This window comes from Streptomyces sp. NBC_00576 (assembly GCF_036345175.1).
In the GTDB taxonomy this organism is placed as follows: domain Bacteria; phylum Actinomycetota; class Actinomycetes; order Streptomycetales; family Streptomycetaceae; genus Streptomyces.
This window is the reverse complement of record NZ_CP107780.1, coordinates 8949294-8967207: the sequence shown is the minus strand read 5'-3', so window position 1 is coordinate 8967207 and position 17914 is coordinate 8949294. Positions and strand designations below refer to the sequence as shown.

Sequence of the window (17914 nt, the reverse complement as noted above, 5' to 3'; positions counted from 1 at the left end):
ACGTCGGTTCCTCGGTCCCTACTCGTCCAACTGCTTCCTCTGTCGGCCCCGCCGCGCGTGTCACTCGCGCCCCCGGGCCAGATAGTCCGCGAGGCTCACGGTCGCCCCCGGCCGCTCGGCAGCCGTCGTACGCCGCCGCGCGCCTGCCGCGGGCGCCGCCGTGGTCACCTCCAGCCGCCCGATCCGCACCTCGACCACCTGCTCGGGCGCCTGTCCGGATCGCCGTGCGGCGGCCTGCCGTACGGCCTCGCGTGCCGCCGCCGTGTCCGCGGCGCTGGGGCGCGGAGCCGCGGACACGGCGGCGCGGGAAGCGGTGTCCGGACCAGGGGGGCCGGTCACGGGCACCGCGGTCCGGGTGGACGCGTCTTCGGGGCGCTGCCCGCTCGTCGTGCGGCGCGCGGGTCCGGCGGCCGGTCGCGGCCCGGGCAGCAGGGGCGTGACCGGGCGCAGCAAGGGTCCGGCGGCGCGCGGAGCGGGTGCGGCGGGCCGGCCGTCGTACACCCGTTCTGTGTGTACGACGGTCTGCTCCCGTTCCGGGGCCGGGCCGGCCCCGGACGCCGCCGGGCGCGGCTGGTCCGGGTGCGCTGCGGTGGCAGCCGGTGCGGCGGAGGGCCACAACGGAGACTGCCCGTCCGGGTCGGACGTGGTGGCACGGACCGCCTCGACCCGTTCGAACGGTCCGGGCAGCCGGGGCCGCACCCGGGACGCTTCCGGGACGGCTCCGGCGGCGTGCCGGGCGATCAGCCGGTCGAGGAAGTCGGGCTCGGGCGGACCCGACGGCCCGCCTCGCGCAGGGGAGTCGGCCGGGAAGTCAGACATCCGCACACAGCTCCAGGTAGTAGCGGCGCCGCAGCGGGCTGAGCGCCAGGATCTCGGGCTCGGTCCAGCCGTACGCGGTGGCGAGCAGATGGACGTCGAGCAGCGTGTCCCGTGCCCAGGCGTCCAGTTCGGTCCACAGGTAGGAGGCGATGTCGAGCTCGGCCCGGGTCGCCCGGCCGCACTCGGGGCAGGCCACGTTGAGCACCAGGTCGGCGCCCGGATCGGCGGCCTCGACCGCTTCGGCGATCCGGCGTTGCACGGGCAGGGGCAGGTCCGTCGCGGTCACGGCGGCCCCGTTGTGCACCGCCGACACGAGGCACCGCGCGAGCAGCGCCCCGCGCGGGTCCGCGGCCCGGGCCGCCGCGGCCAGGTCGGCGACCCCGGGCAGCCGGAACTCGACGTCCCAGCCGCCCTGCTGGACCCGCACAACCGAACCACCCGGCCCGGCCCCGCCGCCGCGCACGGCCGCCGGCGACCCGCCCGACCTGTCCGCCAAGCCCTCGACCCGCCCTCCCCCGGCCACCTCGTCACGCCACCCCGGCGCCCCACCGTGCCCGACACCGACCGCCTCGTCGCGCCCGGCCGACGACTCACCCGGCCCGCCCACCAAGCCCTCGACCTGCCCGGCCGCGACCACCAGGTCAGGCACGACCGGCGAACCGCCTGACGCGGCCCCGGCCGCCCGGGCACCCCCGACCGACGGCCGGTCCGGCCCGCCCAGGGCGACCCCATCAGGCCACCCCGACGACCCACCCGGCCCAGCCCCGGCCACCTCGTCGCGCCCGACCGGCGAACCACCCGGCACGCCCGCGACCACCTCGGCCGGCGAACCGTCCGCCACGGCCGCAGCAGTCACACCGCCACGCCACCCCGACGACCCACCCGAGCCGTCCGAACCGTCCGAACCGTCCGAACCGTCCACCGAACCCTCGCGCCCGCCCAGCGACCGCGCCAGCTCGCCGGCGTCCAGCTCGAACTCCATGTCCTCGCCGCACTCCGGGCACGCGAGACGCACCTGCATCCGCTCGCCGAACAGTGCCCGGCGCAGCGCGAACAGGTCGGCCTCGCGTTCGCCGACCGGAAGCTGCGGCAGCCTCCCGGTGTCGACGTCCGGACGCGCCGTGCGGTGCAGCAGCAACGCACGCCCGACCGGCGCTTCGGCAAGTCCCGCTTCCCATGCGGCCAGCAGTCCGGCCGCCGAGGTGTTCGCCATACCGTCCCCGTCCCCCGATTCGTTCGACTACCGCCGCCTCAGGCCGGGTTGAGGAACGACGGCTCCTCGGGCTCGGGCACCTCGTAGTCCCGCTCCCAGCCCTCGCACTCCAACTTGAGCGACTGGATGGCCACCGCGTTGGCGTTGGCGTCGAGTTCGCCGAGGACCTGGTACTCGCTGGGCCAGGTCCGGTACAGCTTGTGCGAGACAGCCACCTGGCCGGCCTCGTTGAGGACCTGGATCACGATGTCCTTGCGGAAGTCCGCGAGGGACACCTCGGAGCCGAGGCCCGCCCCGACCTGCCAGACCTTGTTGGCCCAGCGGTCGAACTCGGGGTCGTGGGTGACCCCGCGCTCCAGGGTGATGCCCTCGAACTCGGAGCGCCCGGGCGACTTGCGCGGGGAGGAGGGGTCGCCGCCGTGGCGGTGTTTGACGACCTCCGTGGTCCGCTTGAGCGGACTGATCTTGCTGATGCCGGCGACGGTACGACCGTCCCACAGGACCAGGAACTTGAAGTTCTTGTACGGGTCGAAGCGCTGCGCATTGACCGTGAACTCAGCCATCGGATTCCTTCAACTCTCCACGATGCTCGGGTCCTTCGGAGTTCTTCGGGGCCCTAGAGGGCGAACTGTCCGGACGTCTGCTGGATCCTGACGATCACGAACTCCGCCGGACGCACCGGCGCGATGCCCACCAGGACGTTCACGACGCCGTTCGCGACGTCCTCGTCGGTCGTGGTCTCGTGGTCGCACTTGACGAAGTACGCCTCGCGCGGCGTACTGCCCTTGAAGGCGCCCTGCCGGAACAGGGTGTGCAGGTACGAGGAGGCGCCCAGCCGGATCTGCTGCCAGAGGCTCTCGTCGTTGGGCTCGAACACGACCCACTGCAGGCCGCGTTGGAGGCTCTCCTCGACATGCAGCGCGAGCCGCCGCACGGGTACGTACTTCCACTCGCTGCTCAGGGCGTCGGAGCCCTCCAGGGTGCGCGCCCCCCACACCAGCGGACCCGTCATCGGGAACGTCCGCAGGCAGTTGACGCCGAGCGGGTTGAGCAGCCCGGTCTCGCGGTCGGTCAGGTCGACGGTGAGCGAGTGGACGCCCGCGAGACGGGCCTCCGTCCCGGCCGGCGCCTTCCACACGCCGCGCTCCGAATCCGTGCGCGCGACGACGCCGGCGACGGCGCCGGACGGCGGGAAGGCGCGCAGCCGTCCGGTGAGCGGGTCGGTGAGCTGGAGGTGCGGGAAGTACAGCCCGGCGTGGTTGCCCCGGACCGCGTCGAAGGCGGCGAGCCCGGCACGGGCCGTGTCGACGCTCACCCAGGTGCTGGGCGCGTCGACGAGCAGGAAGATCCGCCGCTCCTCGCACAGCCGCTGGGCCGCCGAGACGACGGTGAGCATGTCCTCGGTCTTCTCGTACGACGCCAGCTCGGGCAGGGCCAGCAGGTTGACGTCGGCGACGCCGCGCAGGGCCTGGATGCCCGTCTTGTCGGCCTCGGAGCCGATGAGGTCGCGCGGGCCGGGGGCCTCGCCGTCCTCGCCGCCCTCCAGGGGGAAGACGGGCGGGTTGACGGAGGCTTCGAGGCCCAGGTCGTTGGCGCACTGGCCGAGGAAGCGGACGACGTCCTCGGGGTCGGTGGATCCGGCCACGACCTGCAACCGCCGCCCGAACGCGGTGACTTCGACGCCCGCGTAGGCGTGCTTGCCCGGCGCGTCGGGCAGCGCCCGCAGCTTGCGTTCGAGCAGCAGCGCCAACTCGGCCACGGAGCACGGGGCTTCGCCGTCGCAGTCGGGGTCGTAGAGCGTGAACTCCCGCTCCACGTCACCGATCTTGACGGTCACGTCGACGGCCAGGTCGGGCAGTTCGTTGCCGAAGGGCTTGGACACGGTCCCGGACGGATCCGGCCGCCCCTCGCCGACGGCCTCGACGCGGATGAGTCGCGACCCGGCGTTGACGACGGTCGGCGCGTACCGCCCGTGTCCCGTGTCCATCGACAGCCCGGTGTAGGACTCGCGGGCCTCGCCCTTCGCGTCGTACACGCGCAGGTTGAAGGTCTCGTCGCAGTTCGGGGTGTCGTAGTCGACGGCGACGCGCAGGCCGTTGCCCCACCCGCCGGGTTCCTTGGCGTGCACTTCGAGGACGCGGGCCTCGCTGTGGCCCTCGGTGGACTCCAGGGCGACGCACGCGGCCTTGCCGCTGCCGGCCTTCGCGACCCGGACGATCACGGCGACGGTGCCGCCGTTGCCGAAGAACTGGTGCACGGCGTAGGCGACGGCGCTCTGCGAGGCGAGCCCGCCGAACCGCCGCTCGAACTCGGTGAATCCGGTGACACGCACGGGCTCGTTCAGCGGACCGCGCCGGGTGTGCCCCACGAACGCGGTCACCGACGTGGTCACGGCGGAGATGGTACGAGTGCTGCTGGGAAGTTCTTCGACGTAGACGCCGGGATATGTCGGCCTGGCCGCACCCACTGATGTCGTCGGCATTCCCCCTCCAATCTCTGTGCGGGCACCGGGTGAAGGCACCAAGAGGTGGCGGAGAGAGAGTCGTCCGGTCCGGTGCGCACGGAATCGTCCGGCGCGCGAGAACGCGCCGGCCCGTGACACCGCCTCAGTTTTCCCCCGTCAGCACCCCGGCCGGACGGCCGCCCGGGGCAAGCAACACGCTTGTGACTCCTGATGCTCAAGTGCGTAATCCACCCTTGGGGGTGGGCAGTTGAGCCAGCAAGACGTGTTCACGCCACCCCTGGGGAAGGTTCGATGAAGACCACCGCGCACGACTCGCACGCGATGTGCGCGTGTCGGGTCAGCGACTTCACAGAATGCGCACAGTCGATGGTGCAGGCGGTGCAGCAGAATGGCGGGCATGTCCCGACGTACTGCACATCTCAGGCGACAACGACCCTCCGCCCCTGTTCAAAGCTCCACATGTCCGTGCGGTCTTGCGGAGACGTACGAGAAGTGCTGTGGCCGATTTCACCGGGGTGAGGCGAAGGCCCCGACCGCCGAAACCCTGATGCGCTCCCGCTACAGCGCTTTCGTGAAGCGGGACGAGCCCTACCTCCTGCGCACCTGGCACCCGCGTACCCGCCCTGCCGGGGTTGAATTCGACCCGGGGATGCGCTGGACGGGTCTGGAGATCCTCGACACGGGCGAGGGCACGGCCTTCCACAACACCGGGACCGTGACCTTCGTGGCCTCCTACCGGGGCGGTTCACTGCGGGAGCGGAGCCGGTTCGAGCGCGTCGACGGGGCGTGGGTGTACGTCGACGGGGACATCGAAGAAGAAGGCCAGGGCGAAGAAGGTCAGGGCGCCTAGGGCGCGAGGATGTCCAGTTCCTGAAGGGCCCCGACCGCTATCTCCCGCGTGAGGCGTTCCGCCCGCTCGCCGTCGCCCTCGCGGACCGCCTCCGCGACCTGTACATGCAGGGTGACGGCGGCCGGGTCGGGGTCCTCGAACATGACCTCGTGATGGGTGCGGCCCGCGAGGACCTCCGCGACGACGTCGCCGAGGCGGGCGAACATCTCGTTGCCGGAGGCCTCAAGGATCACCCGATGGAAGGCCACGTCGTGGACCAGATAGCCCTCCAGCTGATGGCCGCGCGAGTTGGCCACCATGCCGAGCGCGCACTCCGTGAGCCGCGCGCACTGCTCGGCGGTGGCGAACTTGGCGGCCAGGCCCGCGGCGACCGGCTCGATCGCGGAGCGCAGCACGGTGAGGGAGCGCAGCTGCTGCGGGCGGTCGGCGCCCGCCAGACGCCAGCGGATGACCTGGGGGTCGTACACGTTCCACTCGGCCTTCGGCCGGACCGTGACGCCGACCCGGCGGCGGGATTCGACCAGGTGCATGGATTCGAGGACGCGGACCGCCTCCCGCATCACCGAGCGTGACACATCGAAGCGCTGGGCCAGTTCGTCCGTGCGCAGAACGCTGCCTGGCGGGTAGTCGCCCGCGGTGATCGCAGGTCCGAGGGTTTCCAGTACATGGCCGTGCAGCCCTCGACCCGGTGTGCTCATGCACTCAGAGTACGGGGCGCGTCACACTCTCAAAAAGTCAGACTTATTCGTCCGCAGGTCTTGAATTTGTCAGACCTAATGCGTTTCATTGCGTCCATGCAGCAGACGCCTACCCCTCACGTCGTCGTGGTCATGGGCGTCGCGGGCACCGGGAAGACCACGATCGGTCCCCTGCTCGCGGCCCGGCTCGGCGTTCCCTATGCCGAGGGTGACGACTTCCACCCCCCGGCCAACATCCACAAGATGACGGCCGGGACCCCGCTGACCGACGAGGACCGCTGGCCGTGGCTGGACGCCATCGGCGCGTGGGCACACGGCCGGGCCGGACTCGGCGGGGTGGTGAGCAGTTCGGCGCTGAAGCGGTCGTACCGGGACCGGCTGCGGGCCGCCGCGCCCGGCGTTGTCTTCGTGCACCTCACCGGTGACCGGGCGCTCATCGAGGACCGGATGGCGCACCGGCAGGGCCACTTCATGCCGCCGGCGCTGCTCGACTCCCAGTTCGCCACCCTCCAGCCGCTCGAAGCGGACGAGGCGGGAGTCGCGGTGAACGTCTCCGGCAGCCCCGAGGAGATCACCGCCCGTGCCGTGGCAGCACTCGGCGACCTCGACGGCCCCGAGGACCCCGGGGACCCCGGGGACCCCGGTAGTTCGGTAGCCCCGTAGCCCCTGAAAGTCCCCGAAAGTCCCTCTCCAGAAGTACTCCAGAAGACAAGGGAACCACCGTGACCAGACTCAGCGTCGAGATGCTGGCAGCGGACACCGTCGAGCCGATCACCTCGGCCGGCCATGCCCAGCTGGGCGTCGCCGTACTGGCGGGCATCGCGCTCATCGTCCTGCTGATCACCAAGTTCAAGCTGCACGCCTTCCTGGCCCTGACCATCGGCTCGCTCGCACTGGGCGCCTTCGCGGGCGCGCCACTCGACAAGGCCATCGCCAGCTTCACCACGGGGCTCGGCTCGACCGTGGCCGGCGTGGGCGTCCTGATCGCCCTGGGTGCGATCCTCGGCAAGCTGCTCGCCGACTCCGGCGGCGCCGATCAGATCGTCGACACGATCCTGGCGAAGGCGTCGGGCCGGACGATGCCGTGGGCGATGGTCCTGATCGCCTCGGTGATCGGCCTGCCCCTGTTCTTCGAGGTCGGCGTCGTCCTGCTGATACCGGTCGTCCTGATGGTCGCCAAGCGCGGCAACTACTCCCTGATGCGCATCGGTATCCCGGCACTCGCGGGCCTGTCCGTGATGCACGGCCTGGTCCCGCCGCACCCCGGCCCGCTGATCGCGATCGACGCGGTCGGCGCCAACCTCGGCGTGACGTTGGCGCTCGGTGTCCTGGTCGCCATCCCGACGGTGATCATCGCCGGCCCGCTGTTCTCCCGGGTCGCGGCCCGCTGGGTCGACGTCCCGGCGCCGGACCGCATGATCCCGCAGCGCCCCTCGGAGGATCTGGAGAAGCGCCCGGGCTTCGGCGCCACCCTCGCCACCATCCTGCTCCCCGTCGTCCTGATGCTGTCCAAGGCGCTGGTCGACATCATCATCGACGACCCGACGCACATGGTGCAGCGTGTCTTCGACGTCGCGGGCTCCCCTCTGATCGCGCTGCTCGCCGCCGTCCTCGTGGGCATCTTCACGCTGGGCCGCCCGGCCGACTTCTCCAAGGAGCGCATCTCCCGGATCGTCGACACGGGTCTCGCGCCCATCGCGGGCATCCTGCTGATCGTCGGCGCGGGCGGCGGCTTCAAGCAGACGCTGATCGACTCCGGGGTCGGCAAGATGGTCCTGGACATATCCGAGGACTGGTCGATCCCGGCCCTGCTGCTGGCCTGGCTGATCGCGGTGGCGATCCGGCTGGCGACCGGCTCGGCGACGGTGGCCACGGTCTCGGCGGCCGGCCTGGTAGCCCCTCTGGCAGCCGACATGTCGACGACCCACGCGGCTTTGCTGGTCCTGGCCATCGGTGCCGGCTCGCTCTTCTTCAGCCATGTCAACGACGCCGGATTCTGGCTGGTCAAGGAGTACTTCGGCCTGAACGTCGGCCAGACCCTCAAGACCTGGTCGGTCATGGAGACGATCATCTCCGTGGTCGCGGGCGGCCTGGTCCTGCTGCTGTCACTCGTGATCTAGGGGTACGGGAATGACTGGACGTACGGGCATGAGTCACCCTCTGTTCGACATCAGCGGCCGTACGGCCCTGGTCACCGGGTCCAGCCGGGGCATCGGCCTCGCCCTGGCCCGGGGGCTGGCCGAGGCGGGCTGCACGGTCGTCCTCAACGGACGCGACGTCGACCGGCTCGCCAAGGCCGCCGCAGAGCTGACCTCGGAACTGGCCTCGGAACTGACTTCGGACGGCGCCGTCCACACCGCCGCCTTCGATGTCACCGACGGTCCCTCGGTCGCCGCCGGGATCGCGGACATCGAGGAGCGGGTCGGTCCGCTCGACATCCTGGTCAACAACGCGGGGATGCAACTGCGGGCCCCGCTCCTGGAGTTCACCGACTCCGACTGGCACCGCATCCTCGACACCAACCTCACCAGCGCGTTCCTGGTGGGCCGGGAAGCGGCCCGGCGGATGACGGAACGCGGCCACGGCAAGATCATCAACATCTGCTCGGTACAGAGCGAGGTGGCCCGCCCTGGCATCGCGCCCTACACGGCCACCAAGGGCGCGCTGAAGATGCTCACCAAGGGCATGTGCGCGGACTGGGGCCCGCACGGGGTCCAGGTCAACGGTCTCGGCCCCGGCTACATCGAGACGGAACTCACCCAACCCCTGGTCGACGACCCGGAGTTCAGCGCCTGGGTGCGGAAACGGACCCCGGCCGGGCGGTGGGGGCGTACGGAGGACCTGGTGGGCGGGGTGCTGTTCCTCGCCTCCCCGGCGGCGGACTTCGTCGGCGGACAGGTGCTGTACGTCGACGGCGGCATGACCAGCGTCCTGTGACGCGGACACGAAATCGGACAAGAAATCGGATTCGAAGTCAGATCCGAAGTCGGATACGAAAGGGGTTCGCCCGATGCTCGGTTGCGTGATCCACGGCGAGGGCGACCTGCGGGTCGATGAGCTGCCGGTGCCGTCCCCCGGCCCCGGCCAGGCGCTGGTGGCGGTCCGGTACGGCGGGGTCTGCGGCTCGGACCTGCATTACTGGAGGCACGGCGGGGTCGGCGACTTCCGCCTCAAGGAGCCGATGGTGCTGGGCCACGAGGTCGTGGGGACGGTCGTCTCCTACGGCGACGGAGCGTCAGGTCCGGTCGCGGGTACGCCGGTTGCGGTGCATCCGGCGACCCCGTGCGGGGTGTGTCCGGAGTGCGCTGCCGGTCGGCGCAACGTCTGCCGGGACACGCGCTACCTCGGCAGCGCCGCCCGTACACCCCACGTCCAGGGCGGCTTCGCGGCGCAACTGGTCGTACCCGCAGACCAGTTGAGGCCACTGCCAACGGGCCTGCCGCTGCACCGGGCGGCCCTCGCCGAACCCCTCTCGGTCGCCCTGCACGCCGTCCGCCGGGCCGGGGACCTGCCCGGCAGGCACGTCCTCGTCACCGGCGCCGGACCCATCGGGTGCCTGGTCGTCGCGGCGGCGAAGGCGGCGGGCGCGGCCCGCGTGACGGTCACCGACCTGCTCCCACAGGCCCTGCGGTACGCCGTCGTCGCGGGCGCCGACTCGGTCGTACGGGCGGACGATCCCGGCGATCCCGGGTGGCCGGCCGAGGTGGACGTGGCCGTCGAGGCGTCGGGGGTGGCCGCAGGGCTGGACACCTGTCTGCGTCTGGTGCGCCGGGGCGGGGTCGTCGTACAGCTCGGTCTGCTGCCGCCCGGGCCCAGCCCCTTCGCGGGCAACCTCGTCGTCACCCGCGAGATAGAACTGCGGGGCGCCTTCCGCTTCGACACGGAGTTCGACGACGCGCTGACCCTGCTGGCGGCCGAGCCGACACTCGAAGGGCTGGTCAGCGCGGTGGTCCCGGTCGAGGAGTCGGAGTCGGCGTTCACACTGGCAGCGGACCGGGGCAGGTCGTGCAAGGTGCTGCTTGATTTCGGGGGTGGGTGAACGTTTCGCTGGACGGCTGGCGCTGTCCGGAGGTTTGTCGTCTGCGGGTGCGTCGTGGCTGGTCGCGCCCACGCGGCGGAGCCGCAATCGGACACAGCCCCGCGCCCCTTCGGGGGCGCCCGGCACCGGAGTGTCGGCTCAGGGGCGCCACAGCGGATGTTCGCGGTCCGCCCACTCCTTGCTCACCGAGCCCGTGCGCAGGCCCCGGCGGGCCTCCGGGTCGCCGAGGGCCATGCCGATGTGGCCGGCCAGGACGATGCCGATGGTGAGCGCAAGCCAGTCGTGGACGAAGGTCGCGCTGGTGCGCCACATCAGCGGGGTGAGGTGGGTGAACCACATGAGCAGCCCCGTGCCGACCATGACCAGGGTGGCGCCCGCGATCCAGGCCGCGTAGATCTTCTGGCCCGCGTTGAACTTGGCCGCCGGGCGGGAGACGCGGCGCTTGTCGCGTCGTAGGGCCGCGCGCAGCCAGACCCGGTCGTGCGGGCCGAAGCGGTTGAGGAAACCGAGGTCGGCGCGGAAGGCCCGGGAGGCCAGACCGGCCAGGACGGGCACCGGAAGAGCGAGGCCCGCCCACTCGTGGACGCGGACCACCAGTTCCCGGCGGCCGACCAGTTCGGCGAACTGGGGGATGTACAGACAGGCCGCCGTCACCACGCACACGCCCATCAGCGCGGCCGTCGCCCGGTGCACCCACTTCTGGGGGCGGCCGAAGCGGCGTACCTCGGCGGTGGAGGGCGCCGGGGCGTCAGCTCGTAGGCTCATCGTCGCGTCCGTTCGATTTGCCGACCCAGGCGTCGATGTCATAGCCGCGGTTCTCCCAGTAGCCGGGGCGCACGTCCTCGGTGACCGTGATGCCGGAGAGCCACTTGGCGGACTTGTAGAAGTACATGGGGGCGACGTAGAGGCGGACCGGGCCGCCGTGGCTGTGGCCCAGGTTCTTGTCCTGCATGCGCAGCGCGACCAGAACGTCGGCGCGGCGGGCCTGGTCGAGGGTGAGGCTCTCGGAGTAGGCGCCGTCGAAGCAGGTGAAGCGCACCGCCCCGGCCGAGGAGCGCACTCCCGCCGCGTCCAGGAGCCGGGACAGCCGTACCCCTTCGAAGGGCGTGCCGGGCACCCGCCAGCCGGTGACGCACTGGACGTCCTTGACCATCCTGGTCTGGGGCATCGCGCGCAGGTCGGCCAGGGTGTAGGTGGCGGGTCTGTCCACGAGACCGTCGATCTTCAGGCGGTAGCTCTCCGCGTCCTTGCGGGGGACGGAGGACGTCACCGAGTAGTAGCGGAAGCCGCCGCCGTTCGGGAGGAGACCGGTCAGTCCGGTGGGGTCCTTCTCCGCCGCGCCGGCCAGGAAGGACTCCATCCCGCGCTGGAGACCGGGTGCGGCGACCACACCGAGGGCGCCGAGCCCGAGGGTGCCGAGGAGGACCCGGCGACCGATGGGCGTACCCCGGTCCTGTCCTGGTCGTCCTTCGCGTTCTTCTCGTCCTTCGGGTTCTTCCGGTTCTTCGGGTCGTTCGGAGTTCACCTATCCATTCGAACACCCGCGACCCCTGTCGAGCCAGCGATCGCGGGTGCACGTCAGACTTCCGTAACCGCTTCACACCCATTTCTCAGGCGGCGGCCCCGGAAAAGGTGCTCAGGAGGTCGAGTCCACCGACTCGGCCGCCTTCTCCAGCTGGAACGCCTCGTTGCCGAGCCCGATCCGCGCGTGCACCTCGGGCTTGCGGGCCCGCAGGACCAGGCCCTGGACCAGGCCGAGGACCACGGCGGCGCCGATGATCCCGGGAAGCAGCCAGTTGAGGGAGGAGTCCGGGCCCGTACCGACCAGGATGTCGAAGTCCTTGATCGTGTAGAAGGCGATGACGAGCAGCGCGATGCCCGCCAGCGCGGACGTCGCCAGCCGCCAGGCCTGGGCGCCCGCGGCGCCGCGACGGGCGAAGAAGACGATGACCGAGAGCGACGCCGCCGCCATCAGCACGATCACGCCCAGGGCGCCGATGTTGCCCAGCCAGGTGAACAGCTTCAGCACGGGCGTGGTCGGGTCGCCCACCGGTCCGTCGTCGGAGACCGCGAAGGCGGCCACGACCACCACGGCCACGGCGGTCTGCAGGAGCGAACCCGTGCCGGGCGCGCCGCTCGCACCGGTGGTGCGGCCGAAGGTGGCGGGCAGCAGGCCCTCGCGGCCCATGGCGAAGGCGTACCGGGCGACCACGTTGTGGAAGCTGAGCAGTGCCGCGAACATGCCGGTCACGAACAGGACGTGCAGGACGTCCGTGAAGGTGCCGCCGAGGCGGGACTCGGTGAGGGAGAACAGCAGCCCGGCGCTCTCCTTCTGCGCAGCGCCGACGATCGCGGAGGGACCCGCGGCGACGGTGAACGCCCACGAGCTGATCGCGAAGAAGACGGCGACGAAACTGACGGCGAGGAACATCACGCGCGGGACCAGGACGTGCGGCCGGCTCGTCTCCTCGGCGTACACGGGGGCCTGTTCGAAACCGGTGAAGGCGGCGATGCAGAAGCACAGGGCGGTGCCGATGCCCGCGCCGGTCAGCGTGTCCGGGTTGAAGGCGTGCAGCGACAGCCCTTCCTTCGCCGGGTCGGCGACGGCGGCGATGTCGAAGATGAAGACGAGGGCGACCTCGATGACGATCAGCACGCCGAGCACGCGCGCGTTGACGTCGATCTTCAGCCAGCCGAGGGTGCCGACGGCCAGCGCGGCCAGCAACGCCGGTATCCACCAGGCGACTTCGGTGTCCAGGTAGGTGGAGAACAGCCCGGACACCTCGAACCCGAAGATGCCGTAGATGCCGACCTGGAGGGCGTTGTAGGCGACGAGCGCGAGCAGCGCGGCGCCCGCCCCGGCGGTGCCGCCGAGGCCGCGCGAGATGTACGCGTAGAAGGCGCCCGCGTTGTGGACGTGGCGGCTCATCTCGGCGTACCCGACGCTGAAGAGGACAAGGACGACGCCGAGGACCACGAAGAGGAGGGGCTGGCCGACGATGCCCATCACCGCGAATGTGGTGGGCATGACACCCGCGACCACCATGAGGGGCGCGGTCGCGGCCAGTACGGAGAGCAGCAGCCCTCCGGTGCCGAGGCGGTCGGCGCGCAGTGCGCGGTCCTGCCCCTTGAACGTACTGATGCCGCCGTTGCTGTCGGCGCCTGGTCTGCTCGTGTTCGAACTGCCCGTCGTCATCGCGGGGTTGTCCTTTCGGGGGGCGTACGGAAATTTCGGTGGTGCGGAGTTCTTTCCGGTGCTGCGTGGGGCGTTACACCGTGCCGAGCGCGGTGGCGCGGGCGGCACGGAAGGCGGTGTGCGGGTCGCGGTCCGGGTATGACCACGGGTCCGGGGTCTGGTGCTGGCCGATCCGGTGGAACAGGGCGGCGGCCTCCGCGCCCCGGCCCTCGCAGAACTTGGCGTGGGCAAGGAAGTTGAGGTCGATCAGGCGGCGCGGATGGTCGTCGCGCTCCCATTCCAGCCACCAGTCGAAGGCGGCCTTCATCACCTGGCGGGCCCGGCGCCCGACCCAGTGCCCGGAGGACGCCGGGTCGGTGGACTCCAGGCCGGCGGCGGCGAGGACGCGGTAGCGCTCGGCGTGCGCGACGACCGGCAGGATCGCCAAGGGCGAGTCGGCTGGGGCCTGTTCGACGGCCCAGTTGGCGAAGTCGTACACCTCGTGCAGCGGGTCCTGCCCGGCGGCGGTACGGCGTTCGGCGAGGCGCGCGACCATCAGGTGGTGGGCGTGGTGGTGGTCCGGGTAGCGGTGCCGGACCTCGTCGAAGAGCTGCACGACGGTCTCCTCGGCCCCCATGTTCCGCTCCAGCTGGAGCAGCCCGAGCCAGGGCGTGGGGTCGGCGGGCGCGAGTGCGGCAGCCGCGTGGCAGGCGTCGCGGGCCCGGACCGGCTTGTCCTTGCCGGCGAGGACCCGCCGGACGGTGGCCGCGGCGAGCAGGACCGTGGCGTCGGCGGACTCCGGTTCGGCCAGCAGCCAGTCGCGGGCCCAGGCGGCGGTGCCGGACTCCAGGGCGAGGACGGTGACCCGGTGCCCCCGGCGGTCCCAGTCGTCGCCGGTGGTGGCAAGGAGCGCGCGGACGGCCTGCCAGCGCCCCTGGGCCAGCGCGGCGCGCGCGGCGACGAGTTCGGTGTCGTCGAGCGCGGCGTCGAAGGCCTGGGCGGCACGCCTGCGGCCCCGGCCCAGGGGTGGTGGAGGTGGAGACACCGCGGGGAACTTCCTCACACGACGCGGTTAGCTGACGGCGATCGATCGACTGCCATCGGTTGATCACGGACAGCAAACCTTCCACGAATGCTTCACGTCAAGGCCGAATATGGTTGCGACACGTGTCAATTACCCAGGTGTATAGGACAGTTGACCTGCGGGGCGACAGACCCCGGCACTCCCTACCAACTCCATAGAGATGACGTTAAGTCGCGACACGGCCACCGCCCGGGACACGGACGTGACCCGGCCGACTCCACGATTCCGTCACATCCCCGGGGCGGGACCGGCCGGGGGCGGCTACAGTCGGCCTCTACCACACCCCACAATCTGCCCCGTCATCGAGGTATGCCGCGTGTCCGTTCTGGTTCTGACTCTCGCCGTGAGCGCCGCGTGCTGCCTGGGCCTCGGCTTCGTCCTCCAGCAGAACGCGGCCCGGCAGGCACCCCTGAACGACTTCCTCTCCCCGCGCCTGCTCCTGGACCTGATGCGGGTGCCCCGCTGGCTCGGGGGCATCGGCCTGATGGTGGCGGGCATGGTGCTGGGCGCGATCGCGCTGAGCCAGGGCGAGGTGTCGCTGGTGGAGCCCCTGCTCGCGACGAACCTGCTCTTCGCGCTCGCCCTCTCCCGCAAGCAGACGAAGCAGCCGCTGGGCCGTCAGGGCTGGACCGGCCTCCTGCTCCTCGCGGGCGGGGTGACGGCGTTCATCGTGGCGGGCGAACCGCGCGGGGGCACGGCCGTCCCGGACCCCTGGCGCCACTGGCTGATCATCGGCACCATGCTGGGCCTCGCCCTGCTCCTCACGACGTACGCGAAACGCTCCCGCCTCAGCGCCGCCCCGGTGCTGCTGGCCCTGGCCGCAGGCCTCCTCTACGGCGTCCAGGACGCCCTGACGCGGGTCAGCGGCCAGCGCTTCTCGGAGGGCGGCCTGACCCACCTGCTCACCGGCTGGCAGCCGTACGGCGTACTGCTCCTCGGTCTCGCCGGCCTGATCCTGGTCCAGAGCGCCTTCGAAACCGCCCCCCTGCGCATGTCCCTCCCCGCCCTCACGGCCGCCCAGCCCCTGGCCGGCATCATCTGCGGCGTCGGCTTCCTCGGCGACCGGCTGCGCACCGACACCGGAGCGCTGGCGTGGGAGGCGGCGGGCCTCGCGGCGGTGGTCATGGGCATCGTCCTCCTGGGCCTCCACCCGGCGATGCCGAGCGGCTGCGCGCAGCGGGCGATGGGCTTGGATGGCAGGCATGAGCACTCACTCCCACGAGAGCACTCCCGCTGATCCCGCTGATCCCGCTGCCGAGATCCTCGACATCGTCGACGAGAACGACGAGGTCATCGGCCAGTCCCCACGGGGCGAGGCGTACGCGCGCGGTCTGCGCCACCGCTGCGTCTTCATCCAGGCCAGGGACGCCCGGGGCCGGATCTTCGTCCACCGCCGCACCCCCACCAAGCTGGTCTTTCCCTCCCTGTACGACATGTTCGTCGGCGGAGTCGTGGGCGCGGGCGAGTCGTACGACGGCGCGGCCCTGAGGGAGGCCGAGGAGGAACTCGGCGTCACGGGTCTGCCCCGCCCCGAGCCCCTCTTCAAGTTCCTGTACGACAACGGCGCCGGCCAGAGCTGGTGGTCGGCGGTGTACGAGGTCCGCTGCGAGCTGCCCGTCCACCCCCAGGTGGAGGAGGTCGCCTGGCACGAGTTCCTGTCGGAGGACGAGGTGGAACGGCGGCTGGGCGAATGGGAGTGGGTGCCGGACGGCCTGGCGGCGTACGAGCACCTCAGGGCGTACCGGTCGCCGAAGAGCCCGTAAGGTTCCTACACGTGATCGATTTCGCACGGAACGTCCGCCTGTGGTTCGCCCCCCAGGGGATCGGCGAGGAGGGCCGCACCCCCGACTATCGCTTCTCCCTGGCCAACGAGCGCACTTTCCTGGCCTGGCTGCGTACCGCGCTGGCGCTGATCGGCGGCGGCTTCGCCGTGGACCAGTTCCTGCCCGACCTGCGCTGGGGCTGGCGCGTGGGGCTGGCGCTCGCGCTGCTGGCGGCCGGTGTGCTGTGCTCGCTGCGCGCCGTCAACCACTGGGTGCGGTGCGAGCAGGCGATGCGGCGGGGCGAGGACCTGCCGGTGTCCCGCTTCCCGGCGCTGCTGAGCCTCGCGGTCGCCGTGGTCGCCGTCGCCATGGTGGTCGTCGTGCTGGTCCGGGGGACCGGATGAGCGACGCGGGGGCGCGCGAGGCAGGGGCGAGCGAGGCCGGGGCACGGGATCCCGGGCTGCAACCGGAGCGGACCCGGCTGGCGTGGCGGCGTACGACGCTGTCGAGCACCGTCGCCGCCGTGCTCGCCGGGAAGACCGCACTGCACGGCGGGCAGTCGGCGGCCGGGATCACCGTCTGCGCGGTGTGCTGCGCGCTGTGGCTGTGCTTTCTGGCCGTCGCCCACCGACGTATCCGCACGCTCTCGGCGACGGGCGACGACGGTCCACCGCCGCTCGCCGCCCGGCACGCCACCGCGGCGACCCTGTGCACGGTCGCCCTGGCGGTGTGCGGGGTGGCGCTCGTCCTCTGACGCTCGTCCTCTGACGCTCGTCCTCTGAAGTCAGAGGCTGCCGCCTGTCGGTCGGATGCGTCAGGCCTCTTCGGTCCAGTCCACCGTCACCACGATCTTGCCCCTGGTACGGCCCTCGGCGTTCAGCCTGTGTGCTTCCGCCGCGCGTTCCAGGGGGAACGTCTCGGACACATGCAGCGAGAACACGTGCTGTTCGACCAGGTCGGAGAGGTGCGCGAGGTCCACGGCGTCGGGGCGTACGAAGTAGTAGCGACCGCCGAGGCCGACGACGTCCGGATCCGCGATCGACACCAGGCGGCCCCCGGGAGCCAGCAGCTCCACGGAGTCCCTCAACGTGTCGCCGCCGACGGTGTCGAACACCGCGTCGACGCCCTTCGGGGCCAGTTTCCGCACCCGGTCGGCCATGCCCTCGCCGTACGTCACCGGGTCGCCGCCCAGTTCGCGCACGAAGTCGTGGTTGCGTGTGCTCGCCGTGCCGATGACGTGCGCCGCGCCCAGATGGCGGCGGGCCAGCTGGACGGCGACGGAGCCGACCCCGCCCGCCGCCGCGTGCACGAGGACGGTCTCGCCCGTGCGGACGCCGAGCGACCTGGCGAGCACCTGATAGGCGGTGAGCCCGACCAGCGGCAGCCCGGCCGCCTCCTCGAAGGAGAGGTTGCGGGGCTTGCGGGCGAGGGTGCGCACCGGGGCGGCGACGTACTCGGCGAAGGTGCCGCGCGAGAGGAAGTCCTCGCGTACGTAACCCATGACCTCGTCCCCCACGGCGAACTCGGAGACGGAGACACCCGGGCGGACCACGACCCCGGAGACGTCCCAGCCCGGTGTCACCGGGAAGACGGCGTCCAGGAGGCCGGCGAGGTGGCCCTCGCGGCACTTCCAGTCCACCGGGTTGACCGACGCCGCCCGCACCTTGATCAGCACGGAGTCGGGCCCGACTGTGGGGTCCGGGGCGTCCTCCGTGTACTCCAGGACGTCGGGACCGCCGAACCGGCTGTAGGTAATGGCCTTCATATGTTTGGTCCTCCGGTTTCCTAATGTCCGACCCTCCGGCGTGC

General features: G+C 71.5%; 18 protein-coding genes and 1 pseudogene. 9 read left to right on the top strand and 10 right to left on the bottom strand.

Annotation, left to right across the window (positions count from 1 at the left end; translation table 11 throughout):
* Nucleotides 1-60: 60 nt before the first annotated feature.
* The 4 genes and pseudogenes from OG734_RS39135 to OG734_RS39120 form a co-directional block, all read right to left on the bottom strand.
* Nucleotides 61-819, bottom strand: a complete 759-nt coding sequence (locus OG734_RS39135; RefSeq protein ID WP_330292147.1) for a hypothetical protein — start codon at nucleotides 817-819, stop codon at nucleotides 61-63.
* Nucleotides 812-1252 (bottom strand): annotated as a pseudogene (locus OG734_RS39130) (hypothetical protein); the annotation flags it as partial. The pseudogene OG734_RS39130 and the gene OG734_RS39135, both read right to left, overlap by 8 nt.
* Before the next feature lie 818 nt (nucleotides 1253-2070).
* A complete protein-coding gene (locus OG734_RS39125) occupies nucleotides 2071-2595 on the bottom strand; it encodes a phage tail protein (RefSeq protein WP_055614510.1) in 525 nt (174 codons plus the stop codon).
* Nucleotides 2596-2648: 53 nt separating this feature from the next.
* On the bottom strand, nucleotides 2649-4514 hold the full coding sequence (locus tag OG734_RS39120; RefSeq protein WP_330292146.1) for a phage tail sheath subtilisin-like domain-containing protein: 1866 nt from the start codon (nucleotides 4512-4514) through the stop codon (nucleotides 2649-2651).
* A 379-nt stretch (nucleotides 4515-4893) separates the two neighbouring features.
* On the opposite strand from OG734_RS39120, the gene OG734_RS39115 reads away from it, so the two are divergent.
* Nucleotides 4894-5346, top strand: coding sequence for a YchJ family protein (locus OG734_RS39115; RefSeq protein ID WP_330292145.1), 453 nt, complete (start codon nucleotides 4894-4896; stop codon nucleotides 5344-5346).
* Here OG734_RS39115 and OG734_RS39110 read toward each other — a convergent pair.
* Nucleotides 5343-6044, bottom strand: coding sequence for a FadR/GntR family transcriptional regulator (locus OG734_RS39110; RefSeq protein ID WP_330292144.1), 702 nt, complete (start codon nucleotides 6042-6044; stop codon nucleotides 5343-5345). The two genes, OG734_RS39115 and OG734_RS39110, sit on opposite strands and share 4 nt — an antisense overlap.
* A 96-nt stretch (nucleotides 6045-6140) precedes the next feature.
* On the opposite strand from OG734_RS39110, the gene OG734_RS39105 reads away from it, so the two are divergent.
* The 4 genes from OG734_RS39105 to OG734_RS39090 all read left to right on the top strand — a co-directional run bounded on the left by OG734_RS39105 (nucleotide 6141) and on the right by OG734_RS39090 (nucleotide 10083).
* A complete protein-coding gene (locus OG734_RS39105; RefSeq protein WP_330292143.1) occupies nucleotides 6141-6707 on the top strand; it encodes a gluconokinase in 567 nt (188 codons plus the stop codon).
* Nucleotides 6708-6766: 59 nt separating this feature from the next.
* The gene (locus OG734_RS39100; protein ID WP_330292142.1) at nucleotides 6767-8164 is read left to right on the top strand and encodes a GntT/GntP/DsdX family permease; all 1398 of its coding nucleotides are present in this window, start codon (nucleotides 6767-6769) and stop codon (nucleotides 8162-8164) included.
* A gap of 28 nt (nucleotides 8165-8192) precedes the next feature.
* Nucleotides 8193-8981: an SDR family oxidoreductase gene (locus tag OG734_RS39095; RefSeq protein WP_330292141.1), complete on the top strand. Its 789-nt coding sequence runs from the start codon at nucleotides 8193-8195 to the stop codon at nucleotides 8979-8981.
* A gap of 73 nt (nucleotides 8982-9054) precedes the next feature.
* Nucleotides 9055-10083, top strand: coding sequence for an L-idonate 5-dehydrogenase (locus OG734_RS39090; RefSeq protein ID WP_330292140.1), 1029 nt, complete (start codon nucleotides 9055-9057; stop codon nucleotides 10081-10083).
* 138 nt (nucleotides 10084-10221) lie between these two features.
* Here the strand turns inward: OG734_RS39090 and OG734_RS39085 are convergent, their stop codons facing one another.
* The 4 genes from OG734_RS39085 to OG734_RS39070 form a co-directional block, all read right to left on the bottom strand.
* Nucleotides 10222-10848: a cytochrome b/b6 domain-containing protein gene (locus tag OG734_RS39085; protein WP_330292139.1), complete on the bottom strand. Its 627-nt coding sequence runs from the start codon at nucleotides 10846-10848 to the stop codon at nucleotides 10222-10224.
* Nucleotides 10832-11608 carry a molybdopterin-dependent oxidoreductase gene (locus OG734_RS39080; RefSeq protein WP_330292138.1) on the bottom strand — a complete coding sequence of 259 codons (777 nt, stop codon included), beginning with the start codon at nucleotides 11606-11608 and terminating at the stop codon, nucleotides 10832-10834. Before OG734_RS39080 ends, OG734_RS39085 begins: the two co-directional genes overlap by 17 nt.
* 111 nt (nucleotides 11609-11719) lie before the next feature.
* Nucleotides 11720-13279, bottom strand: coding sequence for an APC family permease (locus OG734_RS39075; protein ID WP_330292137.1), 1560 nt, complete (start codon nucleotides 13277-13279; stop codon nucleotides 11720-11722).
* 73 nt (nucleotides 13280-13352) lie between these two features.
* Complete coding sequence (locus OG734_RS39070; RefSeq protein ID WP_330292136.1) at nucleotides 13353-14303, bottom strand: hypothetical protein; 951 nt, start codon at nucleotides 14301-14303, stop codon at nucleotides 13353-13355.
* A 355-nt stretch (nucleotides 14304-14658) separates the two neighbouring features.
* Between OG734_RS39070 and OG734_RS39065 the strand changes: the two genes are divergently transcribed.
* From OG734_RS39065 to OG734_RS39050, 4 genes are read left to right on the top strand one after another with little or no spacing between them, the layout of a single operon-like run.
* Entirely contained in the window at nucleotides 14659-15579 is a 921-nt protein-coding gene (locus OG734_RS39065) for a DMT family transporter (protein ID WP_330292135.1), read from the top strand.
* A complete protein-coding gene (locus OG734_RS39060) occupies nucleotides 15536-16105 on the top strand; it encodes an NUDIX hydrolase (RefSeq protein WP_443064996.1) in 570 nt (189 codons plus the stop codon). The genes OG734_RS39065 and OG734_RS39060 overlap by 44 nt, the downstream gene beginning before the upstream one ends.
* 11 nt (nucleotides 16106-16116) lie before the next feature.
* Nucleotides 16117-16509 (top strand): YidH family protein, encoded by a 393-nt coding sequence (locus OG734_RS39055; protein ID WP_330292133.1) that lies wholly within the window; start codon nucleotides 16117-16119, stop codon nucleotides 16507-16509.
* Nucleotides 16506-16859 (top strand): DUF202 domain-containing protein, encoded by a 354-nt coding sequence (locus OG734_RS39050; RefSeq protein ID WP_330292132.1) that lies wholly within the window; start codon nucleotides 16506-16508, stop codon nucleotides 16857-16859. Before OG734_RS39055 ends, OG734_RS39050 begins: the two co-directional genes overlap by 4 nt.
* A 60-nt stretch (nucleotides 16860-16919) precedes the next feature.
* Here OG734_RS39050 and OG734_RS39045 read toward each other — a convergent pair whose 3' ends face one another.
* Nucleotides 16920-17870 carry an NADP-dependent oxidoreductase gene (locus OG734_RS39045; RefSeq protein WP_330292131.1) on the bottom strand — a complete coding sequence of 317 codons (951 nt, stop codon included), beginning with the start codon at nucleotides 17868-17870 and terminating at the stop codon, nucleotides 16920-16922.
* Nucleotides 17871-17914 lie beyond the last annotated feature (44 nt).

Coding starts and splice junctions, on each gene's coding strand:
- OG734_RS39135 (WP_330292147.1), bottom strand. CDS start 819: ATGTCTGACTTCCCGGCCGACTCCCCTGCGCGAGGCGGGCCGTCGGGT.
- OG734_RS39125 (WP_055614510.1), bottom strand. CDS start 2,595: ATGGCTGAGTTCACGGTCAATGCGCAGCGCTTCGACCCGTACAAGAAC.
- OG734_RS39120 (WP_330292146.1), bottom strand. CDS start 4,514: ATGCCGACGACATCAGTGGGTGCGGCCAGGCCGACATATCCCGGCGTC.
- OG734_RS39115 (WP_330292145.1), top strand. CDS start 4,894: ATGTCCCGACGTACTGCACATCTCAGGCGACAACGACCCTCCGCCCCT.
- OG734_RS39110 (WP_330292144.1), bottom strand. CDS start 6,044: ATGAGCACACCGGGTCGAGGGCTGCACGGCCATGTACTGGAAACCCTC.
- OG734_RS39105 (WP_330292143.1), top strand. CDS start 6,141: ATGCAGCAGACGCCTACCCCTCACGTCGTCGTGGTCATGGGCGTCGCG.
- OG734_RS39095 (WP_330292141.1), top strand. CDS start 8,193: ATGAGTCACCCTCTGTTCGACATCAGCGGCCGTACGGCCCTGGTCACC.
- OG734_RS39090 (WP_330292140.1), top strand. CDS start 9,055: ATGCTCGGTTGCGTGATCCACGGCGAGGGCGACCTGCGGGTCGATGAG.
- OG734_RS39085 (WP_330292139.1), bottom strand. CDS start 10,848: ATGAGCCTACGAGCTGACGCCCCGGCGCCCTCCACCGCCGAGGTACGC.
- OG734_RS39075 (WP_330292137.1), bottom strand. CDS start 13,279: ATGACGACGGGCAGTTCGAACACGAGCAGACCAGGCGCCGACAGCAAC.
- OG734_RS39060 (WP_443064996.1), top strand. CDS start 15,536: ATGGCAGGCATGAGCACTCACTCCCACGAGAGCACTCCCGCTGATCCC.
- OG734_RS39050 (WP_330292132.1), top strand. CDS start 16,506: ATGAGCGACGCGGGGGCGCGCGAGGCAGGGGCGAGCGAGGCCGGGGCA.
- OG734_RS39045 (WP_330292131.1), bottom strand. CDS start 17,870: ATGAAGGCCATTACCTACAGCCGGTTCGGCGGTCCCGACGTCCTGGAG.